At 69.8% G+C, this 20,202-nt stretch carries 21 protein-coding genes and 2 pseudogenes; 10 read left to right on the top strand and 13 right to left on the bottom strand.

The features are described from left to right. The first annotated feature begins 488 nt into the window (after positions 1 to 488). Positions 489 to 962, top strand: a complete 474-nt coding sequence (locus ACOZ38_RS19785) for a site-specific integrase (RefSeq protein WP_424532509.1) — start codon at positions 489 to 491, stop codon at positions 960 to 962. A gap of 106 nt (positions 963 to 1,068) precedes the next feature. Here ACOZ38_RS19785 and ACOZ38_RS19780 read toward each other — a convergent pair whose 3' ends face one another. The 3 genes and pseudogenes from ACOZ38_RS19780 to ACOZ38_RS19770 form a co-directional block, all read right to left on the bottom strand. Then, positions 1,069 to 2,733: a sigma factor-like helix-turn-helix DNA-binding protein gene (locus ACOZ38_RS19780; protein WP_424532508.1), complete on the bottom strand. Its 1,665-nt coding sequence runs from the start codon at positions 2,731 to 2,733 to the stop codon at positions 1,069 to 1,071. A 123-nt stretch (positions 2,734 to 2,856) separates the two neighbouring features. After that, positions 2,857 to 3,644 (bottom strand): annotated as a pseudogene (locus ACOZ38_RS19775) (DUF4158 domain-containing protein). 300 nt (positions 3,645 to 3,944) lie between these two features. After that, a complete protein-coding gene (locus ACOZ38_RS19770; RefSeq protein ID WP_424532506.1) occupies positions 3,945 to 4,613 on the bottom strand; it encodes a class I SAM-dependent methyltransferase in 669 nt (222 codons plus the stop codon). Between the two features lie 61 nt (positions 4,614 to 4,674). Between ACOZ38_RS19770 and ACOZ38_RS19765 the strand changes: the two genes are divergently transcribed. The 4 genes from ACOZ38_RS19765 (at position 4,675) to ACOZ38_RS19750 (ending at position 8,539) form a co-directional block, all read left to right on the top strand. Further along, complete coding sequence (locus tag ACOZ38_RS19765) at positions 4,675 to 5,313, top strand: TetR/AcrR family transcriptional regulator (protein WP_424532504.1); 639 nt, start codon at positions 4,675 to 4,677, stop codon at positions 5,311 to 5,313. 467 nt (positions 5,314 to 5,780) lie between these two features. Then, on the top strand, positions 5,781 to 5,984 hold the full coding sequence (locus ACOZ38_RS19760; protein ID WP_424532502.1) for a Tn3 family transposase: 204 nt from the start codon (positions 5,781 to 5,783) through the stop codon (positions 5,982 to 5,984). A 23-nt stretch (positions 5,985 to 6,007) separates the two neighbouring features. Next, the gene (locus ACOZ38_RS19755; protein WP_424532500.1) at positions 6,008 to 6,166 is read left to right on the top strand and encodes a hypothetical protein; all 159 of its coding nucleotides are present in this window, start codon (positions 6,008 to 6,010) and stop codon (positions 6,164 to 6,166) included. Between the two features lie 75 nt (positions 6,167 to 6,241). Next, on the top strand, positions 6,242 to 8,539 hold the full coding sequence (locus ACOZ38_RS19750; RefSeq protein ID WP_424532498.1) for an ATP-binding protein: 2,298 nt from the start codon (positions 6,242 to 6,244) through the stop codon (positions 8,537 to 8,539). A gap of 2 nt (positions 8,540 to 8,541) precedes the next feature. Here ACOZ38_RS19750 and map read toward each other — a convergent pair whose 3' ends face one another. Then, on the bottom strand, positions 8,542 to 9,309 hold the full coding sequence (map, locus tag ACOZ38_RS19745; protein WP_424532496.1) for a type I methionyl aminopeptidase: 768 nt from the start codon (positions 9,307 to 9,309) through the stop codon (positions 8,542 to 8,544). Between the two features lie 52 nt (positions 9,310 to 9,361). Between map and ACOZ38_RS19740 the strand changes: the two are divergent. After that, a pseudogene (locus tag ACOZ38_RS19740) lies at positions 9,362 to 9,564 on the top strand (helix-turn-helix domain-containing protein); the annotation flags it as partial. A 218-nt stretch (positions 9,565 to 9,782) separates the two neighbouring features. Here the strand turns inward: ACOZ38_RS19740 and ACOZ38_RS19735 are convergent. Both ACOZ38_RS19735 and ACOZ38_RS19730 read right to left on the bottom strand, forming a co-directional pair. Beyond that, positions 9,783 to 10,322, bottom strand: a complete 540-nt coding sequence (locus ACOZ38_RS19735) for a DUF1062 domain-containing protein (protein ID WP_424532494.1) — start codon at positions 10,320 to 10,322, stop codon at positions 9,783 to 9,785. Positions 10,323 to 10,496: 174 nt separating this feature from the next. Then, positions 10,497 to 10,871, bottom strand: a complete 375-nt coding sequence (locus ACOZ38_RS19730) for a VOC family protein (protein ID WP_424537048.1) — start codon at positions 10,869 to 10,871, stop codon at positions 10,497 to 10,499. Between the two features lie 260 nt (positions 10,872 to 11,131). On the opposite strand from ACOZ38_RS19730, the gene ACOZ38_RS19725 reads away from it, so the two are divergent. Then, positions 11,132 to 12,049, top strand: coding sequence for an aminoglycoside phosphotransferase family protein (locus ACOZ38_RS19725; protein ID WP_424532492.1), 918 nt, complete (start codon positions 11,132 to 11,134; stop codon positions 12,047 to 12,049). Between the two features lie 195 nt (positions 12,050 to 12,244). Here the strand turns inward: ACOZ38_RS19725 and ACOZ38_RS19720 are convergent, their stop codons facing one another. The 3 genes from ACOZ38_RS19720 to ACOZ38_RS19710 all read right to left on the bottom strand — a co-directional run bounded on the left by ACOZ38_RS19720 (position 12,245) and on the right by ACOZ38_RS19710 (position 14,456). Beyond that, entirely contained in the window at positions 12,245 to 13,012 is a 768-nt protein-coding gene (locus tag ACOZ38_RS19720) for an MFS transporter (protein WP_424532491.1), read from the bottom strand. 93 nt (positions 13,013 to 13,105) lie between these two features. Continuing rightward, positions 13,106 to 13,579, bottom strand: coding sequence for a MarR family winged helix-turn-helix transcriptional regulator (locus tag ACOZ38_RS19715; RefSeq protein ID WP_424532489.1), 474 nt, complete (start codon positions 13,577 to 13,579; stop codon positions 13,106 to 13,108). 136 nt (positions 13,580 to 13,715) lie between these two features. Then, a complete protein-coding gene (locus ACOZ38_RS19710) occupies positions 13,716 to 14,456 on the bottom strand; it encodes an IclR family transcriptional regulator (protein WP_424537047.1) in 741 nt (246 codons plus the stop codon). Positions 14,457 to 14,571: 115 nt separating this feature from the next. On the opposite strand from ACOZ38_RS19710, the gene ACOZ38_RS19705 reads away from it, so the two are divergent. Further along, the gene (locus ACOZ38_RS19705) at positions 14,572 to 15,732 is read left to right on the top strand and encodes a cupin domain-containing protein (RefSeq protein WP_424537046.1); all 1,161 of its coding nucleotides are present in this window, start codon (positions 14,572 to 14,574) and stop codon (positions 15,730 to 15,732) included. A 121-nt stretch (positions 15,733 to 15,853) separates the two neighbouring features. Here ACOZ38_RS19705 and ACOZ38_RS19700 read toward each other — a convergent pair whose 3' ends face one another. The 3 genes from ACOZ38_RS19700 to ACOZ38_RS19690 all read right to left on the bottom strand — a co-directional run bounded on the left by ACOZ38_RS19700 (position 15,854) and on the right by ACOZ38_RS19690 (position 18,000). Next, complete coding sequence (locus ACOZ38_RS19700) at positions 15,854 to 17,128, bottom strand: RNA polymerase sigma factor (RefSeq protein ID WP_424532487.1); 1,275 nt, start codon at positions 17,126 to 17,128, stop codon at positions 15,854 to 15,856. Then, complete coding sequence (locus ACOZ38_RS19695) at positions 17,125 to 17,472, bottom strand: YciI family protein (protein ID WP_424532485.1); 348 nt, start codon at positions 17,470 to 17,472, stop codon at positions 17,125 to 17,127. The genes ACOZ38_RS19700 and ACOZ38_RS19695 overlap by 4 nt, the downstream gene beginning before the upstream one ends. 204 nt (positions 17,473 to 17,676) lie before the next feature. Beyond that, positions 17,677 to 18,000, bottom strand: coding sequence for a hypothetical protein (locus ACOZ38_RS19690; protein ID WP_424532483.1), 324 nt, complete (start codon positions 17,998 to 18,000; stop codon positions 17,677 to 17,679). 111 nt (positions 18,001 to 18,111) lie between these two features. Between ACOZ38_RS19690 and ACOZ38_RS19685 the strand changes: the two genes are divergently transcribed. Together ACOZ38_RS19685 and ACOZ38_RS19680 are read left to right on the top strand one after the other, a co-directional pair. Then, positions 18,112 to 18,765: a response regulator transcription factor gene (locus tag ACOZ38_RS19685; RefSeq protein WP_424532482.1), complete on the top strand. Its 654-nt coding sequence runs from the start codon at positions 18,112 to 18,114 to the stop codon at positions 18,763 to 18,765. Beyond that, a complete protein-coding gene (locus ACOZ38_RS19680) occupies positions 18,762 to 19,865 on the top strand; it encodes a sensor histidine kinase (RefSeq protein ID WP_424532480.1) in 1,104 nt (367 codons plus the stop codon). Before ACOZ38_RS19685 ends, ACOZ38_RS19680 begins: the two co-directional genes overlap by 4 nt. A 12-nt stretch (positions 19,866 to 19,877) precedes the next feature. Here ACOZ38_RS19680 and ACOZ38_RS19675 read toward each other — a convergent pair whose 3' ends face one another. Next, complete coding sequence (locus tag ACOZ38_RS19675; RefSeq protein ID WP_424532479.1) at positions 19,878 to 20,198, bottom strand: DUF4387 domain-containing protein; 321 nt, start codon at positions 20,196 to 20,198, stop codon at positions 19,878 to 19,880. Between the last annotated feature and the right edge of the window lie 4 nt (positions 20,199 to 20,202).

The following is a 20,202-nucleotide window of genomic DNA, read 5'->3' as shown; positions in this document are numbered from 1 at the left end:
GCTATGTGGTCGTCATCCCCGTCGGTGGGCAACGTGGCTGCCAGCACGCGGTCATGCGAGACCAGTGCGCCTCTCGGGGGTGGATTACTGTGCTGTTCAGCGGGGCTTCGTCGTTTGGTCCATCGGGGCTGGACGATTCAACGCCGTTCGATTGCGAGCCCGGTTGGGCGCAGCAGATCCTCGCCATGCATAGGGCCAACGAGTTGCAGGCAGATCGAGCCGCCGGCGGCGGAGCGGATCGACCGGATCATGCGCTCCGCACTGCACCAAGCCGAGCATCGCGTGTATCGCGAACGTATGGAAAATCGCATATGCCACCGCAACAGCCCTCCGGCTTCGATGGGGCATGAACCACAGCGAATCTCTGTCAGCACCGTCCCGCCGTACGCGCAGGATCGTGCTCCTGAGCCTGGCGATCCTCGGCCTGGCGTGCGCCGCGTTCGTCGTGCGGCGGCCGCTCATGATGTCCGCTCCGAGGTGCATGGCCGTTGGACCACTTCTTCACCCAGCTCGGACTCGGCCCCGCCGTCGTCCGCCGCGACGACGCCCTCAAGCTCGCGCCCCGCGCCCTGGACGCCCGCCAGCAGAAGCGCTACCTGCGCGCCGTCGAACGCCGCCCCCTCGCCCGCGACCGCGCCATCGGCCGGCTGCTGTTCTACTCCGGCGTCCGGATCGCCGAGCTCGTCGCTCTGGACGACGACGTCCCGCTCTCGGCGCGCAAAGGCAAGGTCATCGTCCGCTCCGGCAAGGGCGAGACCTCCCGCGAGATCCCGCTCCTGGACGGCACCGCGCGGACCTCCATCACCGAGTGGCGCACCGACCGCGCCTCCTGGCCCGGCGCCGACACCCCGGCGCTGTTCCTCAATCGCCGCGGCGGGCGTCTGTCGGCCCGGGCGGTCGACCAGCTCATGGACGAACTCGCCACCCACGCCGACCTCGAAGACGCAGTTCGCAGGCAGTGAGCGTGCAGGGTGAGGAGGATTCGGCGCCCTCAACTCAAGAGCTGTTGTTTACCCGCGATCCGATGGCGTGGGCCAGCGCCCTGAGACGCGGGTGAAGCGTGCCGGTTCAAAGGGCCTTGGGACAGGGTTTGGTGTAGGAGATGGTCACGCCGATGGTGCCTGAGCCTCCGGTGCCCTTGTTGTCGCCCGACCACGAGATCGTCATGGACGTGGACAAGGGCCTGTCGCAGTCGGAGGTGGTTCCCCTCCCGACGTTGAGATCGAAGGTGATGGTCCCGGTCTCGCCTTCTTGCAGGCTGCCGCTGACGGGGGAGGTGCTGACGGTGGAGTTCCCGGCCTGCCATCTGATCGTCCCGGTCTGGGACCGCACCGTCACCGATCCTCGCCGGCTGTATCCCATGTCGACTGAGCTGGTGGAGACCGAGGCCGATGGCGGCGGGGGAGGCGGCGGTGTCGGTGGCGCGCTGGAGCTCTGCTTGGCCTGAGGCTGGGAGCTCCGCGACGCCTTGGGTTGCGATGATTTGGGGGGCGGCGGAGGGGTGACCGGCCCGTTGTTCGCCGACGGCGGCCCAGTGCGCTTGGGCTTACTCGAGGGCGTCGCCGAGGGGTGCGTACGGCTGGACGGCGGCGGCACCGGTACTGATGCGCGTGGCTGGGCCGTTCCCGGGGTGGTGGCCGGCGCAGCGGTGCCACCAGGAGGTGGCGGGGGCGGGGAGTCGAGCATGGGCGGCAGCGAGTCGCCGGGAACCACCACGATCGTGCCACCGGCGGCCTCGACGTCAACCGGATGTTTGCCGGTGGGGCCGAAGACCAGGGACCAGATCGCCCCGGCCGACGCCACCGACACAACGGTCACCAGGGCCACCCGTCCCCACCGGATCCGGTTCTCGGGATCGTCGGCGTCGGGATCGAGCTCCCAGAACTCCTCGGGCACCTTCGGGTTCCGGCCCTCGGCGCGCTCGGGGGCGAAGCCTTCCTCGACCGTCAGCGGATCCTGCGGCGGGGGCGGGTCCTCCAGCGCGTCGGGCTGCACGGGGAACCCGTCGGGGTGCCAGCTCTCGGTGCGCGTCTCGGCCGCGGTGAACGACTCATCGGCGCCGGCCAAGAGCCGCTCGGAGGGGGCGGGGCCGGCCAGGATCGGCAGACGTGACAGCAGCACGCTGATCGAGGCCTTCGGCGGTACGCCTTCGCAGCCGGCGCAGGAACGCACGTGCCGGCTGATGTGGGCGCGCAGCAGCCGCGTCGGCGATTCGGCCCACGACTTCACCAGGCCCGGCAGCACCGAGCACCTCGGAGTGGCGCTCCTGGCGTCCATCACGGCCGCCAGCCACTGCTCGGCATGCCGCCTGCCCAGGCCCGCGGCCGACTCCGCAGCTTCCACCGAGATGTCCAGCACCCGGGCCACCTCCTCGGCCTTGAGGCCGTGGCGCAGCGTCAGGTCGAGGATCTCCCGCTCGCGCGGCTCCAAGCAGGCGAGCACCTCGACCGCCAGCTCCGGCGACCCGCCGCGCCCCTGCCTGGCGTACGCGCCGCTGTGCCTCACTCCGCCCTGCCGGGCCTGGCACTCCGCGCGCGCCAGGGCGTACAGCCACGCGCGCAGCCGCGTCGCGTCGTACAACCGGTCGGTATGGGCAACGGCTCCATGCAACGCTCCCACCGCCGCGGTGAGCGCTTCATCGTCATCCAGCGCAGACCGGCAGTAGTCGTAGAGATGATCGCCGTACTCCCGGCACAACCGCTCCAGCGCAGCGGGATCGTCCCTCCTTGGCACGGCGCTCCTGACGTAGATCGGGAGCACAAAGCTAGCAAAACCGCCTGGATCGTTAGGACGAAACGTAAGCCTCGCTGATCGACGCCGACGCGCACCTGGCCGCCATGCTGGGCTGAGAGAGCATTAAATTTGAGTAGATTGCGGGGCCAGTGCGGCGATCTTGCCGGGCGGTACCGCGCTCAGGTCCCAGGTGGTCCCGCCCAGGTCGCGCAGTTCCACATGCCGATCCAGGGCCTTGACCAGGCCGGTGCTGTTGACGTCGGTGGGGCTTTTGCGTAGTCGGTCCAGCCGGGAGACGCGCCGGCCCTCCTCGACCTTGACCAGGTTCTCCAGCACGACGGCCTGGTTCGGGCTGGGGGCGGTGGCCAGCAGCGCGTGCTGGCGGGCGGCGACGCGCTCGCGCAGCGCGGCGATCAGCCGCTCCAGGGTGGTGACGCCGGGCAGCAGGATCTTGGCCTCCACCAGGCGGTGGGTGGCCAGGTCGAACAGCACGATCGGGCGCTCGTTCGTGGTCCAGGCCCGTTTGTAGAGCCAGCAGGCCAGCGCGAACCACTGCTCGCCTTCAAAGGCGGTGAAGCCGTAGCCGGTGCGGATCTGCTCCTGGTGATCCCAGCGGGCCTCCTTCTCGCCGTACCCCTTCAGGTCGGCGGCCTGCAGGCCGAGCTGCTCGGCGACGTAGTCGACCACCGCGGCGGGAAGTCCTCGGGATTGTCCAGGAAGCAGTTCAAGAACCGTGCGGTGCCCAGTTGCAGGGACCAGCCGAGCTGGTTGCGGGCGCCGTTGGCGGCCATCGCCCGGCGCCGGTCGTCGGCATCCAGGTGGAAGAAGGCGCCCAGCTGAGCGATGTCGGGGATGCCGTTGGAAACGCCGTATCGGCTGCGTTGCTCGGCGGACAGGAAACTGACCGGCATGGGGGGGCCTCCAGGCACGCCAGGGCGCCCCCACCTCGCACGGCGCGGCAGGGGCGCCGTCGGCTATCAGCAGCGGTCAGGCCAGATAATCGACGTGACCGATTACGTGATGAATTGTGTCAGTCTCGCGCCAGCCATGATCGCCGCCGTCAGGCTCATGACGGTCGCCTTGCACGCGTGCCCGAAGTGCGTGCCTGTGCTCTGGCTCCGTGCAGAGCCCTCACCCGGCGGCCTGCATGTGCCTGTCCTGCGGGGAGTGGGTGGGAACAGGGGCCCGTTTTCAGCTACATGCCCGACTCTCTAAGCGTCGCGGCGCAGCGTGAACCAGAAGGTCGGCACCGAGTTGGTGCCCGGTGTGACGTCGAGTAGTTCCCAGCCGGCGAACCTGGCGCGGAGTTCGTCGGCTGTGACGCCTGCCGCCCACGACGTGACCTCGGGGATCGGGTTGCCGAGCGGCTCGGGGCCGTACCCGAACATCAGCAGCCGTGCTCCGGGAGCGGCGCGGTGGGTGAGTCCGGCGGCGTAGGCGTCGCGGCGGTGCAGCGGGATCCCGCAGTAGCAGCTCAGGTCGAAGAACAGGTCGAAGGGACCGGGCGCGTCCAGCTCGTCGAGGCGGGTGGCGTCTCCGTGCAGCAGCCGTACCACCGCTCCCGCCGCCTCGGCCTTCTCCCTGGCCTGGTCAACGGCGTGGTCGATCAGGTCGACGGCCGTCACCTCCCAGCCGTGCCGTGCGAGGTAGATGGCGTTGGTCCCCGTGCCGCACCCGAGTTCGAGGGCGCGGCCGGGCAGCAGCGCGCCGTGCCCCTCTACCAGGGCGACCAGCTCGGGCGGCGTCACGCCGGTGTCCCACGGCGGCTTGCCAGCGTGGTAATAGCCCTCCAGTGCGCGGTGGACGGACTCCTCCTCCTGGTCTCGCTGCGGTGAGGTCAGGTCCGGGTCCGGCTTCTGGGTGGTGATGGGCTGGTTCATCGTCTCCTCCAAGAAATTAGAGTTGAACTCTAGTGGCACACTCTAGAGATATACTCGCAACATGGATCGAGTCAAGCGGCCGGACAAGCGAGCCGAGCGCTCACGCCGTACCCGCGAAAAGGTCGTCAAGGCGGCTCGCGAGCTGTTCGTCGCGCAGGGCTACGGGGCGACGAGCCTGCAGGAGGTCGCGGACCGGGCGGGCGTGGCCGTCCAGACGGTCTACTTCGTCTTCCGCAACAAGCGCACGCTGTTCAAGGACGTCGTCGACACGTCCATCGCCGGGGACACCGAGCCTGTCGCCACCATGGATCGTGAGTGGTTTCGCGCCGCGTGCGCCGAGCCCACCGCGGCCGGGCAACTGCGCGCGCACGTCCGCGGCACCCGCCAGATCCTGGGCCGGGTCGCCCCGATCATGCCGCTGATCGCGGCTGCCGCGGCCACCGACCCCGAGATCGCCGCGCAATGGCCGGACGGCCCCGACCCGCGTTACACCGTGCAGTACGCAGCGGCCGAAGCCCTGACCGGCAAGCCCGACACCCGCCCCGGCCTCTCCGTCGAGATGGCGGCGGACCTGCTGTTCGGCCTGCTCAGCCCGCAGCTCTACCTGATCTTCGTCCGCGACCGCGACTGGTCACCGGACACGTGGGAAGCATGGGCCCGCACCGCCTTGATCTCCCAACTCTGCGCCGACCACGGGTAGGCGGACGAACGTCACCCCAACGGCCGGGCAAGGGGCCTCGGCCCACGGGCAGTCGCGTGGAACACGTGGTTCCACGGCTGCCCGCCACCGGTCTCGATACGTCGGCACCGACCGGCATCAGCCAGCCAGAAGCGCGGCGAGATACAACCAACGTCACCCGGCAAGGCCCCACCGCGCCCCAGCCCTGTCGTACGACTGACGCACCCCGCGGGTTCCGAGGAAGTGCCGCCAGCGAGGTCCGCCGACTCCTCTGGCCTGCATAGACAACAGGGCTCAGGTCTGGCCTATCAGCCTGAGACCTCTGCATAAGCGCAGGTGAAAGGCATATCCGTTGGATCCCGCGCCATTACTACCGGGACCCCTACTTGCCGGTCTGCTTTCCGTTGACCATGTTGCGTAGCCCCTCGTTAATCAGACACTGTACAAACTTCTCCACCGTCGCTACCCGGGAGAACACCCCTCGGGAGGTGATCCGCGAACGCCTGCCGCGATCGGCCCTGGTGTTCGTCAACACCGTGTTGGTTCAGTCGCTTCTGAAAGATCCCGCCTGGGCGGATCGGCTCACCGACGCCGACCGGCGCGCGCTCAGTCCTCTATTCTGGTCGCACGCCGATCTGTACGGCACCATCCAGATCGAAGTAGCGCTGTGTGACGACGGTGACGATGTGTGATTCGCAGAAATGACCACGGTAGCGTGAACGAGCTGAATCTCCTCAAGACGTTCGTCGATGCCACTAATGAGGATTTCACGCACTGGGGCGGGCTGACCGATTACGGGAACAACGCGTTCCTCAAAAGGGACAGCATCGACCCCGTGCCCGGGATCGAGGAAGACCCCGACGACCCCGATTAGTGTCTGCTCTTCGAGCACCACCCCGGACCCCATCGCTTCTAGCGGTCGCCGCGAGGAGCAGGCCGGCTGGCAATCTTGGAGCCGCCCGCGGCACAACACGACGAGGAACGACCCATCACCGCCCCATCCAGCTTCGCGGAGCTGCTGCGCCGGCATCGGCACGCGGCACGTCTGACGCTGGAACGACTCGCTGAGGCATCCGGGGTCAGTGCCCGGACCTTGTCGGACATGGAGCGTGGGCGCAGCAGCGGACCCCAGCACCGTACCGTCGCCGCTCTGGCGCAGGCGCTCTCGTTGGGGGAGGACGACCGTCAGCAGCTGATCGACCTGGCTCGAGAGGGCCGGTTGCGGGATCACTGGACGCGTGCTTCTGGTCTGCGCGAGCTGCCTCGATCGGTGGACGACTTCACTGGCCGTGCCGCCGAGCTGGCCTGGGCGGACGACTTCGTGCACGCCGGGGATGCGCCGGGAGCCGCCGGCGTCGTGCTCATCACCGGCGCGGCCGGTCTGGGCAAGACCACCTTCGCCGTTCGCGCCGCCCATGTGCTGCGGCCGAGTTTTCCGGACGGGGTGCTCTTCGTCGATCTGGCCGGCATGTCCGCCCAGCCGCTCACCGTCGGCGACGTCCTGACGCAGCTGCTGCGCGCGCTCGGCACCGCCGAGCGGCACATGCCCCACGACACGTTGGAGCGCGACTCGTTGTATCGGTCGCTGCTGCGGGATCGGCGCGTTCTCGTGGTGCTCGACAACGCCGGGTCGGAGGAGCAGATACGCCCGCTCCTCCCAGGTGGCGGCCCCAGCAGAGCGCTCGTGACAAGCCGTCGGCTGCTGGCCGGTTTGGAGGGCGTGCACCGGCTGAGCCTCGGCCCCCTGCCACCGGCGGAAGCGGCCGAGCTGCTGACCGGGATCTTGGGAAGGCGTGGGTCGGCCGACGGCGGAGCGGCGATCAGCAAGCTTGCCCAGTTCTGTGGGGGCCTGCCGCTGGCCTTGCGGATCGTGGGGAACCGGCTGGTCAGCAGGCCTGGCTGGCCAGCCGCCGAGTTCGTCAGCCGGTTGGCGGACGAGGAGCGGCGCCTGGAGCAGCTCAGAGCCGGCGACCTCAAGATCGCGACCGCGTTCGGGATGTCCTACGACCAACTGGCCGCATCCGCACGGCGGGTCTTCCGCCGGCTGGCTCTGGTGCCCGGCCGGGACTTCGACGCCGCCCTCGCCGCGGTGCTCGGCGGGACCTCGGTCGGGGACGCCTGGGACGCCCTCGATGAGCTCGTCGATCTCGGTTTGCTGGAGGACAGCACGTCGGGCCGTTACCGTTTCCACGACCTTGTACGGCTGTTCGCCCGTGATCGGCTTCACGAGGAGGAACCTGCGGCCGACCGTGACGCGATCACCGGGAGGATGACGTCGTGGCTGGTGCGGATGGCCACGACCGCCGGGCGGTGGTTCGAGCCCGCCCACGGCCGTCCCGACCGGCCTGACGCCGACCTCGCCGACCTGTCCTCCCCGGAGGAGGCCGACCACTGGCTGCGCGTGAATGCGGACAACTGGCTGGGTGCGTTGCGGACGGCAGCGAGCGGCGGCCAGCACTCCGCCGTCCTCGACTGCGCCGAGTCGATGCACTGGTTCTCCGACCGGTGGATGCACGCGCCGCACTGGCACGAGGTCTTCACCCTCGGTGCCGAGGCCGCCGCCGCCCTGGGCGATCCGGCCCGGCAGGCCACGCAGCTGAACTTGCTGGCCTGGGTCCATCTGGTGCCGCGAGACGACCCGGAGACCACACTGCGGTACACAGCCCAGGCGATGGACCTCTCCACCCGCAGTGGCGCCACGGCGCAGATCGCCTGGGCCCACCACAACGCGGGAGGCGCGCTTCGAAGGCTCGGACGGCTCGATGAGGCCACTGCGTCGGAAACCCAGGCTGCGGAGATGTTCAAGGCCAACGGGGACATCGATGCGTACTGCCAGTGTCTCGGCGCCCTCGGCACCTGCCTTCGCGACGCCGGACACTACGCCGAGGCACTGGAGCAGTACCTCGACTTGTGGGGCCTGCTGAACGACGACCAGTTGGGGATTACGCCGAGCATCGCGGCGTTCACCCGCCCAATCGCGCTTGCCCGCGTCGGTGAATGTCTGGGATCGCTCGGCCACCGGACCGAAGCGATCATCAAGCTCACCGAGGCGATCAGCCTCATGGAGCAGGCTCAGTTGCCCGTCCCGCAGGCCCGCTCCCTGGAGACCCTGGCGGCCCTGCTGGCCGACGAGGGCCGGACCGGCGAGAGCCGCCGAGCGTACGCGCGGGCGGCCGAGGTGTACGAGGCCATCGGCGACACCGACGCGAGCAGCCGCTGCCACGACCTGGCGACCGCTGCACCCTGAGATCAGGGGAGGGTCAGAATGACCGGTCCGTCGTCGGTGACGGCCACTGAGTGCTCGACGTGGACCGTGCGGCTGCCGTCTCCGCTGCACAGGGACCAGCCGTCCGCGGCCATCGCGTAGTCGTCCCCGCCTCCGGCCATCAGGCTGGGCTCGATGGCGATGACCATGCCGGGGCGGAGCCTCAGGCCGCGCCCTCGACGGCCCTCGTTGGGTACCCACGGGTCCTCGTGCATGGCCCGCCCGATGCCGTGGCCGGCGAAGTCGTTCTGGATGCCGTAACCGGCCGCGCGGCCGATGGGGGACATGGCCTGGCCGATATCGCCCAGCCGCGCGCCCGGCACGGCCTGCTTGATTCCGGCGGCCAGCATGCGCTCGGCCGTCGCGATCAGGTCGCCGTCGCCCTGGCGAGCCCGGCCGACGCAGAAGCTGACCGCGGCGTCGGCATGCCAGCCGTCGATGTGGGCGCCGCAGTCGATGCTCAGCAGGTCGCCGTCACGGAGCCGGTAGCCGGTGGGCAGGCCGTGCAGCATGACCTCGTTCACCGAGGTGCAGATCACGCCAGGGTAGGGAGTGGCACCGAACGCCGGGTGGTAGCCGAGAAAGGACGATCCGGCCCCGGCCTCGTGCATGATCTGGCGGGCCAGCTCGTCGAGCTCGCGCAGAGACACCCCGACGGTCGCGTGCGAGCGGACCTGCGTGTGTACCGCCGCGACGACCCGGCCGGCCTCACGCATCATCTCGATCTCGCCGGCGGTCTTGAGCTCGATCAACTTCTGCCTCCTTCTAGATTCCGATAACTATACCGGTATTAGTATTGGGCTCATGGTACGCGAACCGTTGTCGATCGCCGACCGCCTGCGCGGGGAACGGCTGGGCGACCTGCTGCGCGAGGCCAGGGGTTCACGCAGCATCACCGACGTGGCACTCCGGGCCGGGATCTCCCCGAGACGCTGCGGAAGATCGAGAGGGGTCGTGTCCCCACACCGGCCTTCTTCACGGCCGTCGCCGTCGCCGGGGGTTCTGGTAAGACAGCAAGCCCTCGCCGAGCTGATCAACCAGGAAACCGACCCCGAGCGGTAGCTGACAGCCTGGGAAACCCTGGGCCTCCTGACCTAAGGACATCGCTGCTCAAGCGTCCTGGAAGAAAGATCAACAGCTGGCTAGATCCGCGCCGACCTGGCCAAGGCAGAACACGGCACAGCCGTTTTCTGCCTTGGCCGAGCGTCGCACCGGACACCTGGACCTACTGAACCGACCACACCAGGACGAATGAGAAATCCAGTTTCGTCCTGCGGTTCAGCGGGATATCGATCTTGACTCTGTGAGCGATCTCATTGCGGCTGATGCCTAATCCATGAGCGATGAGCCGTTCGGGACGGACTGGCACGGGATCGTCGAAGGTGACCGTGATCTGAAGGGGCCACGGATCCTCGGGAACGGGAGGTGCGTGGAGTTCCCAGCACCCGTCCCAATCGAGCGCGAACCGGTTGCGCCGGGCGATCAACGGGTCGAGAAGGGTATCCACGACGAGGGAAGGCGAGTTGGCGGAGTAACCGTCCAGGAGATCAGCGGGCAGTGAGCGGACCGGGACGCGATCGTGGACGGTGAGCTTGCTGGTCCGGTCACAGGAAACGCAGTTGACCAGGAGCCAGACGTCGAGAAGTTTGCCGTTGGCGTTGACGCGGAACCTGCCGTTGCCGATGGTGGCGCGGCCGGAAGGGCAGGCCACGCACTGGAGCGCGAGCAGAGGCAGGCGGGTGCGCCGCACCGCCCAGGGCAGCACGATATGAGGATGTGAAGACATGATCTCTCTGAAGACCTGACGAAGAGCACGGGAAACAGCGCCGACGGCGTCGTCGGCGGACCGATGCGCAGGGAAGTGTCAGGTCTACAGAGCAGGCGGCGTCATGCGCGCGAAGTCCTCACGTTGGGGTCGTTTGCCAATGCGGGCCGATGCTCAGCTCAGGCGGGCTCGCAGGAGGCAGAATTCGTTGCCTTCGGGGTCGGCCAGGCAGTGCCAGGGTTCCTCGCCGGTCTGGCCGACGTCGGCCGGGCGCGCCCCGAGCTTCAGGAGGCGTTCGAGTTCGGCGTCCTGATCGCGGTCGGTGGCGTTGACGTCGAAGTGCAGCCGCAGCTTGCCCGCCTTGGGCTCGGTAGTGGGGCTGAAGACCAGAGTCGGCTGCAATCCGCCGAACCCTTCCCGTGGTCCGATCTCCACCGCGCCTTCGTCCTCGGTGTCGAGCACGATGAAGCCCAGCACCTCGCACCAGAACGCCGCCAGCCGTTGCGGATCCCGGCAAGGGATTATCAGCTCGGAAATGCGACAAGCCATGATCGGCACCCTACTGGGCATCAACCGCACGCAGCCAATCCTTAAACGGCCCAGGGTCGCGACGCAGTGGGCGCCCCGGAGCCGGCGGCGGCCCTGTCCGCGCCCGCGAGTAGGACCGGCAAGCCCTCGCCGAGCTGGAACCCGACCCTGAGCGGCAGCTGACGGCCTGGGAAGCGCCCGAAACTCTGGGTCTCCTGGCCTGAAAGCCTTGAACCGGGGGAGAAAACGGGCGGGCCGTCATTTGGCTACTGTTGCTCCGCATGACTCACACCGAGATCGAGATCAGCGCGGAGTTGGTGCGGGATCTGCTGCGCGACCAGCACCCCGACCTGGCCGATCGCCCGTTGCGGCTCGGCGCGCGTGGCTGGGACAACCAGCTTTGGCGGCTCGGCGACGACCTCGCCGTCCGGTTGCCCTGGGCGACGGAGTCTGCGGACGCGCTGCTGCGCAAGGAGCATACCTGGCTGCCCGCCCTCGCCCCGCGCCTTCCGCTGCCGGTTCCCGTCCCGCAGCGCCTCGGCGAGCCCTCCGCTCTGTTTCCACGACCCTGGATCGTCACCACCTGGGTGCCGGGCGAGCCGGCCGACCGCGCCCCCGTCACGCGCGGCGCGGAGGCGGCCGACGCCCTGGCCGCCTTCCTGACGGCACTGCACCAACCCGCCCCCGAACAGGCACCCGTCGGCCGGGACCGCGGAGGGCCGCTGGCCGACTACTCCGAGGGGTTCGTCAAGGGGCTCGCCTCGGCCACTGAGCTGGGGTTGATCCCCGACCCGGACGCCGTCCGCGCGGTCTGGGACGACGCCGTTGCCGCGCCCGACTGGACAGGCCCGGCGCTATGGCTCCACGGCGACCTGCATCCGGCCAACGTCCTCACCGCGGACGGCACCATCTGCGGCGTGATCGACTTCGGTGACCTCTTCGCGGGCGATCCGGCCGGCGACCTCGCCGCCGCCTGGAGCCTGCTGCCGGACGGCGCCGCCGACCGCTTTTATGACGCCTACCAGCCGGCCCCGGACGCCGCGACCCTGCGCCGCGCCCGCGGATGGGCAGTACGCCGCGCCCTCGGCGGCATCCATATCGGAGACGCCGGCGTCCACGGCCGGCCCGGCGGCAAGGCCACGTGGGGCCCACCCGCCCAGGCCGCACTGCGACGCCTCATCGCAACGGCCCATCGCTGATCGATCGCCTCTCCACACGCTCGAACACCTCATCATCACCAAAGGCAAGAAGACCGGCCGATGTTGTCGAGGAACCAGGCGCGCCAGTCGTCGTCGGGCGTGGGCAGCGGTGCGGAGCGGCCCGGCCGGATGCGAGGACGCTGACCCCGTGTGACCCCGCGTTTCCCGGCCGGGCCACATCCGGCCCGTCAGTTCTCAGTGGCGAGCGCCTTCGGGGCTGCGTCGCAGGCCGGCCATGGCCAGGACCGCGCCCACGATGCACAGTACGCCGGTGAGGAACACGGCTGAGTGGACACCGTTCATGAACGCGCTGCCGCTGCCCTCGACGACGGCGGCCTTCAAATGCGCGGCCATGCCGTCCGAGACCGGCGAAATGCCCATCGCCACCGCGTCCGCGGCCTTCTCGAAGCCGCCTGCCGCGGAGGCTGGAACCCCGGCGCGGGTCAGTTCACCCGTGAGTGTCGAGCCGACCCGGCTGCTGATCAGGGAGACCAGCACGGACGTGCCGAGCGCCCCGCCGATCTGCAGCGACGTGGCCTGAAGACCGCTCGCCACACCCCCGTCCCTGACCGGCGCGTTGCCGACGATCGCGTCGGAGGAGGCGGACATCACCATCCCGACGCCAAGACCGAGCGCGATGAACGGTGGCCACATGGCGGCGTACGGGGAATGCGCGTCCCATGTCAGCATCCAGAAGGACGCGACGGCCTGGAGCACCATGCCGGCCGGCATGGACAGGCGCGCGCCGAACCGCTCGGTCAGCGCCGCACCGAGTGGCGACGCGACCACGGTGGCCAGGCTCAGCGGCAGGGTGCGCACGCCCACCTCGACAGGCGTGAAGCCGCGTACGTTCTGCAGATACATCATCAGGAAGAAGATCACACCGAGCAGCACGAAGAAATTGATCGCGGTGACGATCGTGCCGATGGTGAGTGCCGGGCTGCGGAACAGCCGCAGCGGCATCGTTCAGCAACGTCGGAAACCGCCATCGGCCGACGGCTCGGTATGCGTACGCAGCACGCGGACCTGGCTCCTGTACGGAGACAGGGCGTGGAATCAGTCGGCGGTGGGGTGGAGATGCCGGGTCAGGGACGTCAGCGCACCCGTGGCCGCGCCGAGGGCGCCCAGCTCCCCGTCGGTGAGAGCGCAGAGAGCACGCGCGACGTGGGCTCCCTTGAGCTGCTGGGCCTCGGCGAGTCGCTGCCGGGCCGTGGCCGTCGGGTGCAGATGGGCGACCCGCTTGTCGACGGTGTCCTGCCTGCGTTCCAGCAGCCCCAGCTCGGTGAGCTGGGAGACCAGGGCACTGGCGTTGTTCGGCTTCATCAGAAGCGCGTCAGCAGCCTCGCGGACCGTGATCCCCTCGCGCTCCTCGACGAGCCACAGCAGCGCGAGCTGGCCCTCCGGGAGCCTGGGGTGAGCAAACTCCCGGGCGATCTGCCGCTCAAGAGCCCTGTTCAGTGCGGGCAGGATCGCCACGAGCACGGAGGCTACGCGGTCGGTGTCCTGGAAGGACGCACTAGAGGCGGGCATGTCCACACAATAGATACCTTCAGATACCTATGTCAACATACCTGGTTTTCGCGGGCGCCGGCCTCCGGGGGGCGGGGGTTCGGGTAGCACCGTCGCCCCCGGTCTGGCCGACCCCCGGCCCCGGGGCCCGGCGGGATCAGGACGCCGCCGCCAAGTCGGCCTCCAGGGCGCGCGCCGCCGCGTTGAGGGCGGCGACCAGCAACGGAAGCCGGCGCGGATCATGCCGCACACCTGGCATGGACACCGACAGGCCCGCCTGCGCGGTGCCGTCCCGGCCGTACACGGGGACGCCCACGGCGACGAGCCCGCGCTCGGAGCGCCCCTGGTTCACGGCGAACCCGCTGCGGCCAATCCGCGCCAGTTCGGCGCGCAGCCGGGCGAGGTCGGGGCGGTCCGCCGGGCGGTCTCGGTAGCGCTCGGCGGCGTACACCTCGTCCAGCTCGGATTCGCCGAGCCGGGCGAGGAGCAGCAGGCCGGCAGTGGTGCGGTGGGCGGGGAAGACCATGCCCTCCCGGGAGCCGATGCGCAGCGCCTGGGTGGACTCGACGCTGGCGATGAAACGGGCGGTGTCGCCGGTGCGGATGGTCAGGTTGGCGGTCTCGTTGAGGAGGTCGACCAGCCTGCCCAGGTGGGGAAGCGCGGCGGCCCGCAGCTGGGACACCTCGGACTGGGAATGCGCGGCGAGTTCCAGGACGGGGCCCGCGTGGTAGACCCGATGCTCGTCCTGCACGGCGAAGTCGCGGTAGACGAGCATGGCCAGCAGCCGGTGCGCGGTCGACCGGGCGACGCCCAGCCGTTCGGCGATCTCCGAGACGGTGTGCCCGCCTTCCAGCTGGAGCATGGCGGCCGCCCGGAGGGCGTGGTCGACGCTGGCGATCGCGTACGGCGGCGGCGTCTTGAGCGGCTTGTCGATGGCGGACCTCCTGATTCTGCTGTCCAGAATCTACATGTCTTCCTGGCGGACGAGACGCACACTGAGCGCTGTGACTGAGATCCCCATCGCCCCGGACATCGCCTCGGACTCTCCCATCCGGCTGCAGGCCGTTTCGGCGGAGGGCCAACCGGAGGTCACCCCGGCGCTCGAAGAGCTGTACCGGGAGTTCGAGAAGGAACTGCTCATCCCGCTGTGGACCGAGATCGGCGACCTGATGCCCGCCCGGCCGCACTCCCGAGCTGTGCCGCACCTGTGGCGCTGGGAGCAGCTCCGGGCGCTCGCCGCGCAGGCCGGCGATCTGGTCCCGGTGGGCCGCGGCGGTGAGCGCCGCGCCATCGCGCTGGCCAACCCGGGGCTGAGCGGCCGGCCGTTCGCCACGCCGACGCTGTGGGCCGCCATCCAGTACCTGATGCCCGGGGAGGACGCCCCGGAGCACCGGCACACCCAGCACGCCTTCCGGTTCGTCGTCGAGGGCGAGGGCGTGTGGACGGTCGTCGGCGGCGACCCGGTGGCGATGCGGCGCGGCGACTTCCTCCCACAGGCGGGCTGGAACTGGCACGCCCACCACAACGCCACCGCCGAGCCGATGGCGTGGATCGACGGCCTGGACATCCCATTCCAGTACGTCACCGAGACGCAGTTCTTCGCGTTCGGCCGGGACACGATCAGCGACGCCGAGCGGATCACCCCTGAGCGGTCGCGCGCCGAGCGCCTCTGGGGCCACCCGGGCCTGCGGCCGGTCTCGGCCGGGGCGCTGCCCCCCGGCTCGCCGCTGCTGGCGTACCGCTGGGAGCACACCGACCGCGCCCTCGCCGACCAACTCACCGTTGAGGCGGAGGGGTTCGGCGGCACAGTCGAGCCCGGCCACGCCGCCGTCCGGTTCACCGACCCGGCGACCGGCGCCGACGTGCTGCCCACCATCCGCGCCGAGATGCACCGCATCGTGCGCGGCGCGCAGAGCGCGCCGGTCCGCGAGACGGGCTCGTCGGTCTATCAGGTCTTCGACGGCTCCGGAACGGTCACGGTCGGCGACACGTCCTGGTCCGTGACGCGCGGCGACCTGTTCGTGGTGCCGTCCTGGCAGCCGTTCTCCGTCCGCTCCGAGGCCGGTGCCACCGACTCCGACTCCGGCGCCCTCGATCTGTTCCGCTTCAGCGACTCCCCGGTCTTCGAAGCTCTCAAGCTCAACCGCACCCATGTAGAGGGAACCGCCCGATGAAGCTCGCCGCCATCCGGACCAACGGCACGACCAGGGCCGTCAAGGTCGACGGCGACGTCCTGGTCGGCCTCGGCGCCACCGACGTGGCGCCCTGCTGACAGAGGAGGGCCGGGCGCCGGGCTCAACTACCGCACCCACCTCCAGGAGATGAATCGACGGCCTCGGCGAGGCGGGCGGCGAGGAACTCCCGTTCGGCCTTGTTGTCGGCGAGGTCCAACGCCGCGCGGTAGGCGACGGCGGCCTCGCGGGGGCGGCCGAGCCGGCGCAGCAGGTCGGCCCGAACGGCCGGAAGGTAGTGGTAGGCGGCGAGCCGGTCATCTCGTGCCAGGGCGTCGATCTCATCGAGGGCGGCCTGGAGACCGTACACCATCGAGATCGCCACAGCCCGGTTGAGCGCGACGACCGGAGAAGGCCAAACCTTGAGCAACTCGTCGTAGAGCCACAAGATCTGGCGCCAGTCGGTCGCGGCGTAACCGGCGGCGGTGGCGTGCAGGCAGGCGATGCCGGCCTGCAACGCGTACCGGCCGGCCCGGCCGGCACGGAACGCGCCCTCGACCAGGCGGCGTCCTTCGCCGATGGCGGCCCGGTCCCAGGCGGAGCGGTCCTGCTCTTCCAGCAGCAGGAGCCGGCCCTGAGTGTCGGTACGGGTGGCCCGGCGGGCATCGGTGAGCAGCAACAGCGCCAGCAGCCCGCGCACCTCCGCCTCATCGGGCATCAGGGCCATGAGCATGCGGGCCAGACCCAGCGCGCGCTCCACCAGATCGGCGCGGACCAGATCGGCGCCCGTGGAGGCGGTGTGCCCGGTGGTGTAGAGCAGGTGGATGACGGTCAGCACCGCGTCCACCCGCTCGGGCAGCTCGCCCGCGTCCGGTACCCGGTAGGGGATCGCCGCTGCGGAGATCTTCTTCTTGGCCCGGGTGACCCTCGCCGCCATGGTCGGCTCGGAGACCAGGAACGCCTTGGCGATGTCCCCGGTGCCGACCCCGCACACCAGGCGCAGGGTCAGCGCCACCTGGGCCTCCCGGGCCAGCGCGGGATGGCAACAGGTGAAGATGAGCCGCAGCCGGTCATCCGGGATCACCTCGTCGTCAGACTCATCCATGTCGACCTCGTCGGGTTCTGCCAGCAGCGGCATCTTCGCCCGGAACACCTGGTCCCGGCGCAGCACGTCCAGCGCTTTGCATTTGGCGGTGGTAGTGAGCCAGGCACCGGGCTTGCGGGGCACGCCGTCGCGCGCCCACGCCGCCAGCGCGGCGAGATAGGCGTCCTGTACGCACTCCTCGGCCAGATCGAGATCGCCGGCGACGCGCGCCGTCGCGGCGAGCACGAAGGCCCACTCGCGACGGTGCGCGTCCGCTACGGCGCGTTCGACCGCGGCCCTGCTGTCGTCGCTCACTCCGCCGGCGGGACGAACAGCGGCCGGACCTCCACGCCGCCGCCGTCCAGGTGAACCGGGTTGAGCTTGGCGATCTTCAGAGCGACGTCCAGGTCGGGCGCCTCCAGGATGAAGAACCCGGCGATGACCTCCTTGGCCTCGATGAACGGGCCGTCGGTGACGATGTCGCCGCCGCGCACGGACGTGGCCGTGACGCTGGGCTGCAACGCATACCCCGCGACACCGCGCCCGCCCAGCTCCTCGACCTGCGCCGGGTACTGTTCGAGCGCCGCTTCGTACTCGGGCGACAGCTTCATCGGGTCGGCCGGCACCGGCATGTAGATCAGGACTCCGTACTGGGGCATCAGGCTCTCCTCATTCTTGGTGATCGTCCTCTCTATCACCCGACGAACGAGAACAGCCGGCTTCGACAGCGGCACCCGGAGAAATTGCTCCGGTGCCGGTACCAGTTCAGGGCGGCGAGGTCGAGGAGGACCATGATGTTTAGCTGAATGACAGTGCCCAGCTCGGTCACAGGTTCCGCTGTCAAGCTCAGTGACGGCCAGACGTCAGGACGGAAGTGACGGGGCGGCCGGTGCCGCGGGCCTACCTGGTAGCCGGAATCCATTGGGTAACAGGAACTCGCAGGCCCGCACCGCCGCCCCGTACTTACTGGACAGGACGTCGACGTGCTCGCCGTTGACGTCGAAGTTGACCAGCCCGTCCGTGGAGAACGTGACCTCGGGAAAGCCGGGCAGCCTGTGCGAGCGCATGCAGGCGGTGAATTCCTTGCCGTCGCCGTTGGACCTCGTGGCCGAGACGGCCATCCCGCCCACGCTCACCGCGAGGATCACGGCGACGAGGATGGCGTTCCGCATCGATAAGCCGTACATGATGGTTCCTCCGCTTCTGTCGTGGGACCAGAAAAGCCGGAAGCCGGTAACAGGGCGGGAACGACGGCGGTTACCCCGCTGTAACCGGGGGCGGGGCATTCTGGGGAGATCATGAGGGTATTGATCGTCGAAGACCACGAGGAGCTGGCCCTGACGGTGGCCGGCGGGCTGCGCCGCGAGGGCATGGCCGTCGACGTGGTGCTGGACGGCCACGCCGCGCTCGACCGCACCTCGGTCAACCACTATGACGTGGTCGTCCTCGATCGGGACCTGCCCGGCCTGCACGGGGACGAGGTGTGCAGGGAGCTGGCCGGCATGGGCTACCCGGCGCGGGTGCTGATGCTCACCGCCGCCGGAACGATCGACGACAAGGTGACCGGGCTGGGCGTCGGCGCCGACGACTACCTTTCCAAGCCGTTCGCCTTCGCCGAGCTGGTCGCCCGGATCCGGGCGCTGGCCAGGCGGTCGCACCGCGCCCTCCCGCCGGTGCTGGTCCACGGCGACCTGCGTCTGGACCCGGCCACCCGCATCGCCACCCGTGACGGGCGCCGGCTGCCGCTGAGTCCCAAGGAGTTCGCCGTGCTGGAGCTGTTGCTGGCGGCCGGGGGCGCGGTGGTCTCGGCCGAGCAGCTGCTGGAACGCGGCTGGGACGAGTTCGCCGACCCGTTCACGCAGACCGTGAAGGTGACGATCAGCCGGCTGCGCCGCAAGCTCGGCGATCCGCCGCTGATCGAGACGGTCCCGCAGGCCGGATACCGCATATGAGGCAGACCGTACGGCTGCGCCTGACCCTGCTCTACAGCGGCCTGTTCCTGCTGGCCGGGGTGCTTCTGGTCGCCCTCATCTATGTACTGGTCGAGTACTCGCCCTTCCCCGGGCCACCGGCCGCTCCCATGGCGCCCGGCGGAGCCGGTCCGCACGTCCAGACCCCTCGGGTGGAGCAGTCGGAGCACCTGCGGCGGCTGCTGGTCAACTCCCTGATCGCGCTGGCGGTCATGGCGTTCGCGGCAATGCTGCTGGGCCTGTTCATGGCCGGGCGCGTGCTGCGGCCGCTGGACGAGATGACGGCCGCCGTCCGGCGTATCACGGCCGACCGGCTCGATCGGCGGCTGGCCGCCTCCGGGCCGGACGACGAGCTCAAGAAACTGGCCGACACCTTCGACGAGCTGCTGGACCGGCTGGAGGCCGCGTTCACCGCGCAGCGGCAGTTCGTCGCCAACGCCTCCCACGAGTTGCGCACCCCGCTGACGCTCCAGCGGGCCATGACCGAGGTCGCGCTCGCCGACCCGGCGGCCGATGCCCGGTCACTGCGGGCCGTACTGGAACGCATGCTGGCCGCGGGGAAGCACCAGGAGCGGCTCATCGAGGCCCTGCTCACGCTGGCCCGCAGTCAGCAGGGGCTGCACCACCGCCAGTCCCTCGACCTGGCCGCGATCACCGGTCAGGCCCTGGACCACCGTGGCGCCCTGGATGTGCGCGTCGAGTCCTCCCTTCGTCCGGCGCCCGCCTCCGGCGACCGGGCCCTGATCGAACGCCTGGTCGCGAACCTGCTGGACAACGCCCTTCGGTACAACGTGCCCGGCGGCCGGATCACCGTGGAAACCGCCGTATGGTCCGGGCGTCCCTCTCTGAGGGTCTCCAACAGCGGCCCGGTGATACCGCCTGACCGGGTCCCCATGCTCCTGCGACCCTTCCAGCGGCTGGAGACCGGCAGGAAGGCAAGCGGTGACGGTCTGGGACTCGGCCTGTCGATCGTGGCCGCCATCGTGGAGGCCCACCACGGCACGCTTGAGGCCCGGGCCCTCCCCGAAGGCGGCCTCGAAGTGACCGTCGCCTTCGGCCACCCGGGCACCGGCGGCCGTTGACGGACGCACCGGTCACTGAACGAGCTCGGGCAGGACCATTCGCATCAGGGGGGCGTACTGCTGGCCGGCGTAACAGTCGCCGTCTCGCAGGTCGCCCTGGACGGTGGGACGCGGCATGGAGACCTTGACGGCCAGGGCCGAGGGGTGGTGGACGACTCGTATGGCCTCTGGGTCGATGTGGAAGAGGCCGGCGAACAGCTCGGCGTTCAGTGCTCCGGTGGCGACCAGGGCACGGTAGGTGTGCTCGTCGTGGCACATGAAGTCGAAGGTCAGGGTGAACGGTCCGGCGTTCTTGGAGCGGACCAGGGAGCAGTAGTCCAGCAGGGTGGCCACCGGG

This window comes from Sphaerisporangium viridialbum, from assembly GCF_049674955.1.
Classification (GTDB): Bacteria; Actinomycetota; Actinomycetes; order Streptosporangiales; family Streptosporangiaceae; genus Sphaerisporangium; species Sphaerisporangium viridialbum.
This window is presented reverse-complemented; position numbering and strand designations above follow the sequence as displayed.

What these genes read in the sequence shown, in the direction of transcription:
- ACOZ38_RS19680 (WP_424532480.1), top strand. Translation starts at nt 18,762, where the DNA reads ATGAGGCAGACCGTACGGCTGCGCCTGACCCTGCTCTACAGCGGCCTG.
- ACOZ38_RS19720 (WP_424532491.1), bottom strand. Translation starts at nt 13,012, where the DNA reads ATGCCGCTGCGGCTGTTCCGCAGCCCGGCACTCACCATCGGCACGATC.
- ACOZ38_RS19770 (WP_424532506.1), bottom strand. Translation starts at nt 4,613, where the DNA reads ATGAACCAGCCCATCACCACCCAGAAGCCGGACCCGGACCTGACCTCA.
- ACOZ38_RS19690 (WP_424532483.1), bottom strand. Translation starts at nt 18,000, where the DNA reads ATGTACGGCTTATCGATGCGGAACGCCATCCTCGTCGCCGTGATCCTC.
- ACOZ38_RS19725 (WP_424532492.1), top strand. Translation starts at nt 11,132, where the DNA reads ATGACTCACACCGAGATCGAGATCAGCGCGGAGTTGGTGCGGGATCTG.
- ACOZ38_RS19715 (WP_424532489.1), bottom strand. Translation starts at nt 13,579, where the DNA reads ATGCCCGCCTCTAGTGCGTCCTTCCAGGACACCGACCGCGTAGCCTCC.
- ACOZ38_RS19695 (WP_424532485.1), bottom strand. Translation starts at nt 17,472, where the DNA reads ATGCCCCAGTACGGAGTCCTGATCTACATGCCGGTGCCGGCCGACCCG.
- ACOZ38_RS19730 (WP_424537048.1), bottom strand. Translation starts at nt 10,871, where the DNA reads ATGGCTTGTCGCATTTCCGAGCTGATAATCCCTTGCCGGGATCCGCAA.
- ACOZ38_RS19765 (WP_424532504.1), top strand. Translation starts at nt 4,675, where the DNA reads ATGGATCGAGTCAAGCGGCCGGACAAGCGAGCCGAGCGCTCACGCCGT.
- ACOZ38_RS19685 (WP_424532482.1), top strand. Translation starts at nt 18,112, where the DNA reads ATGAGGGTATTGATCGTCGAAGACCACGAGGAGCTGGCCCTGACGGTG.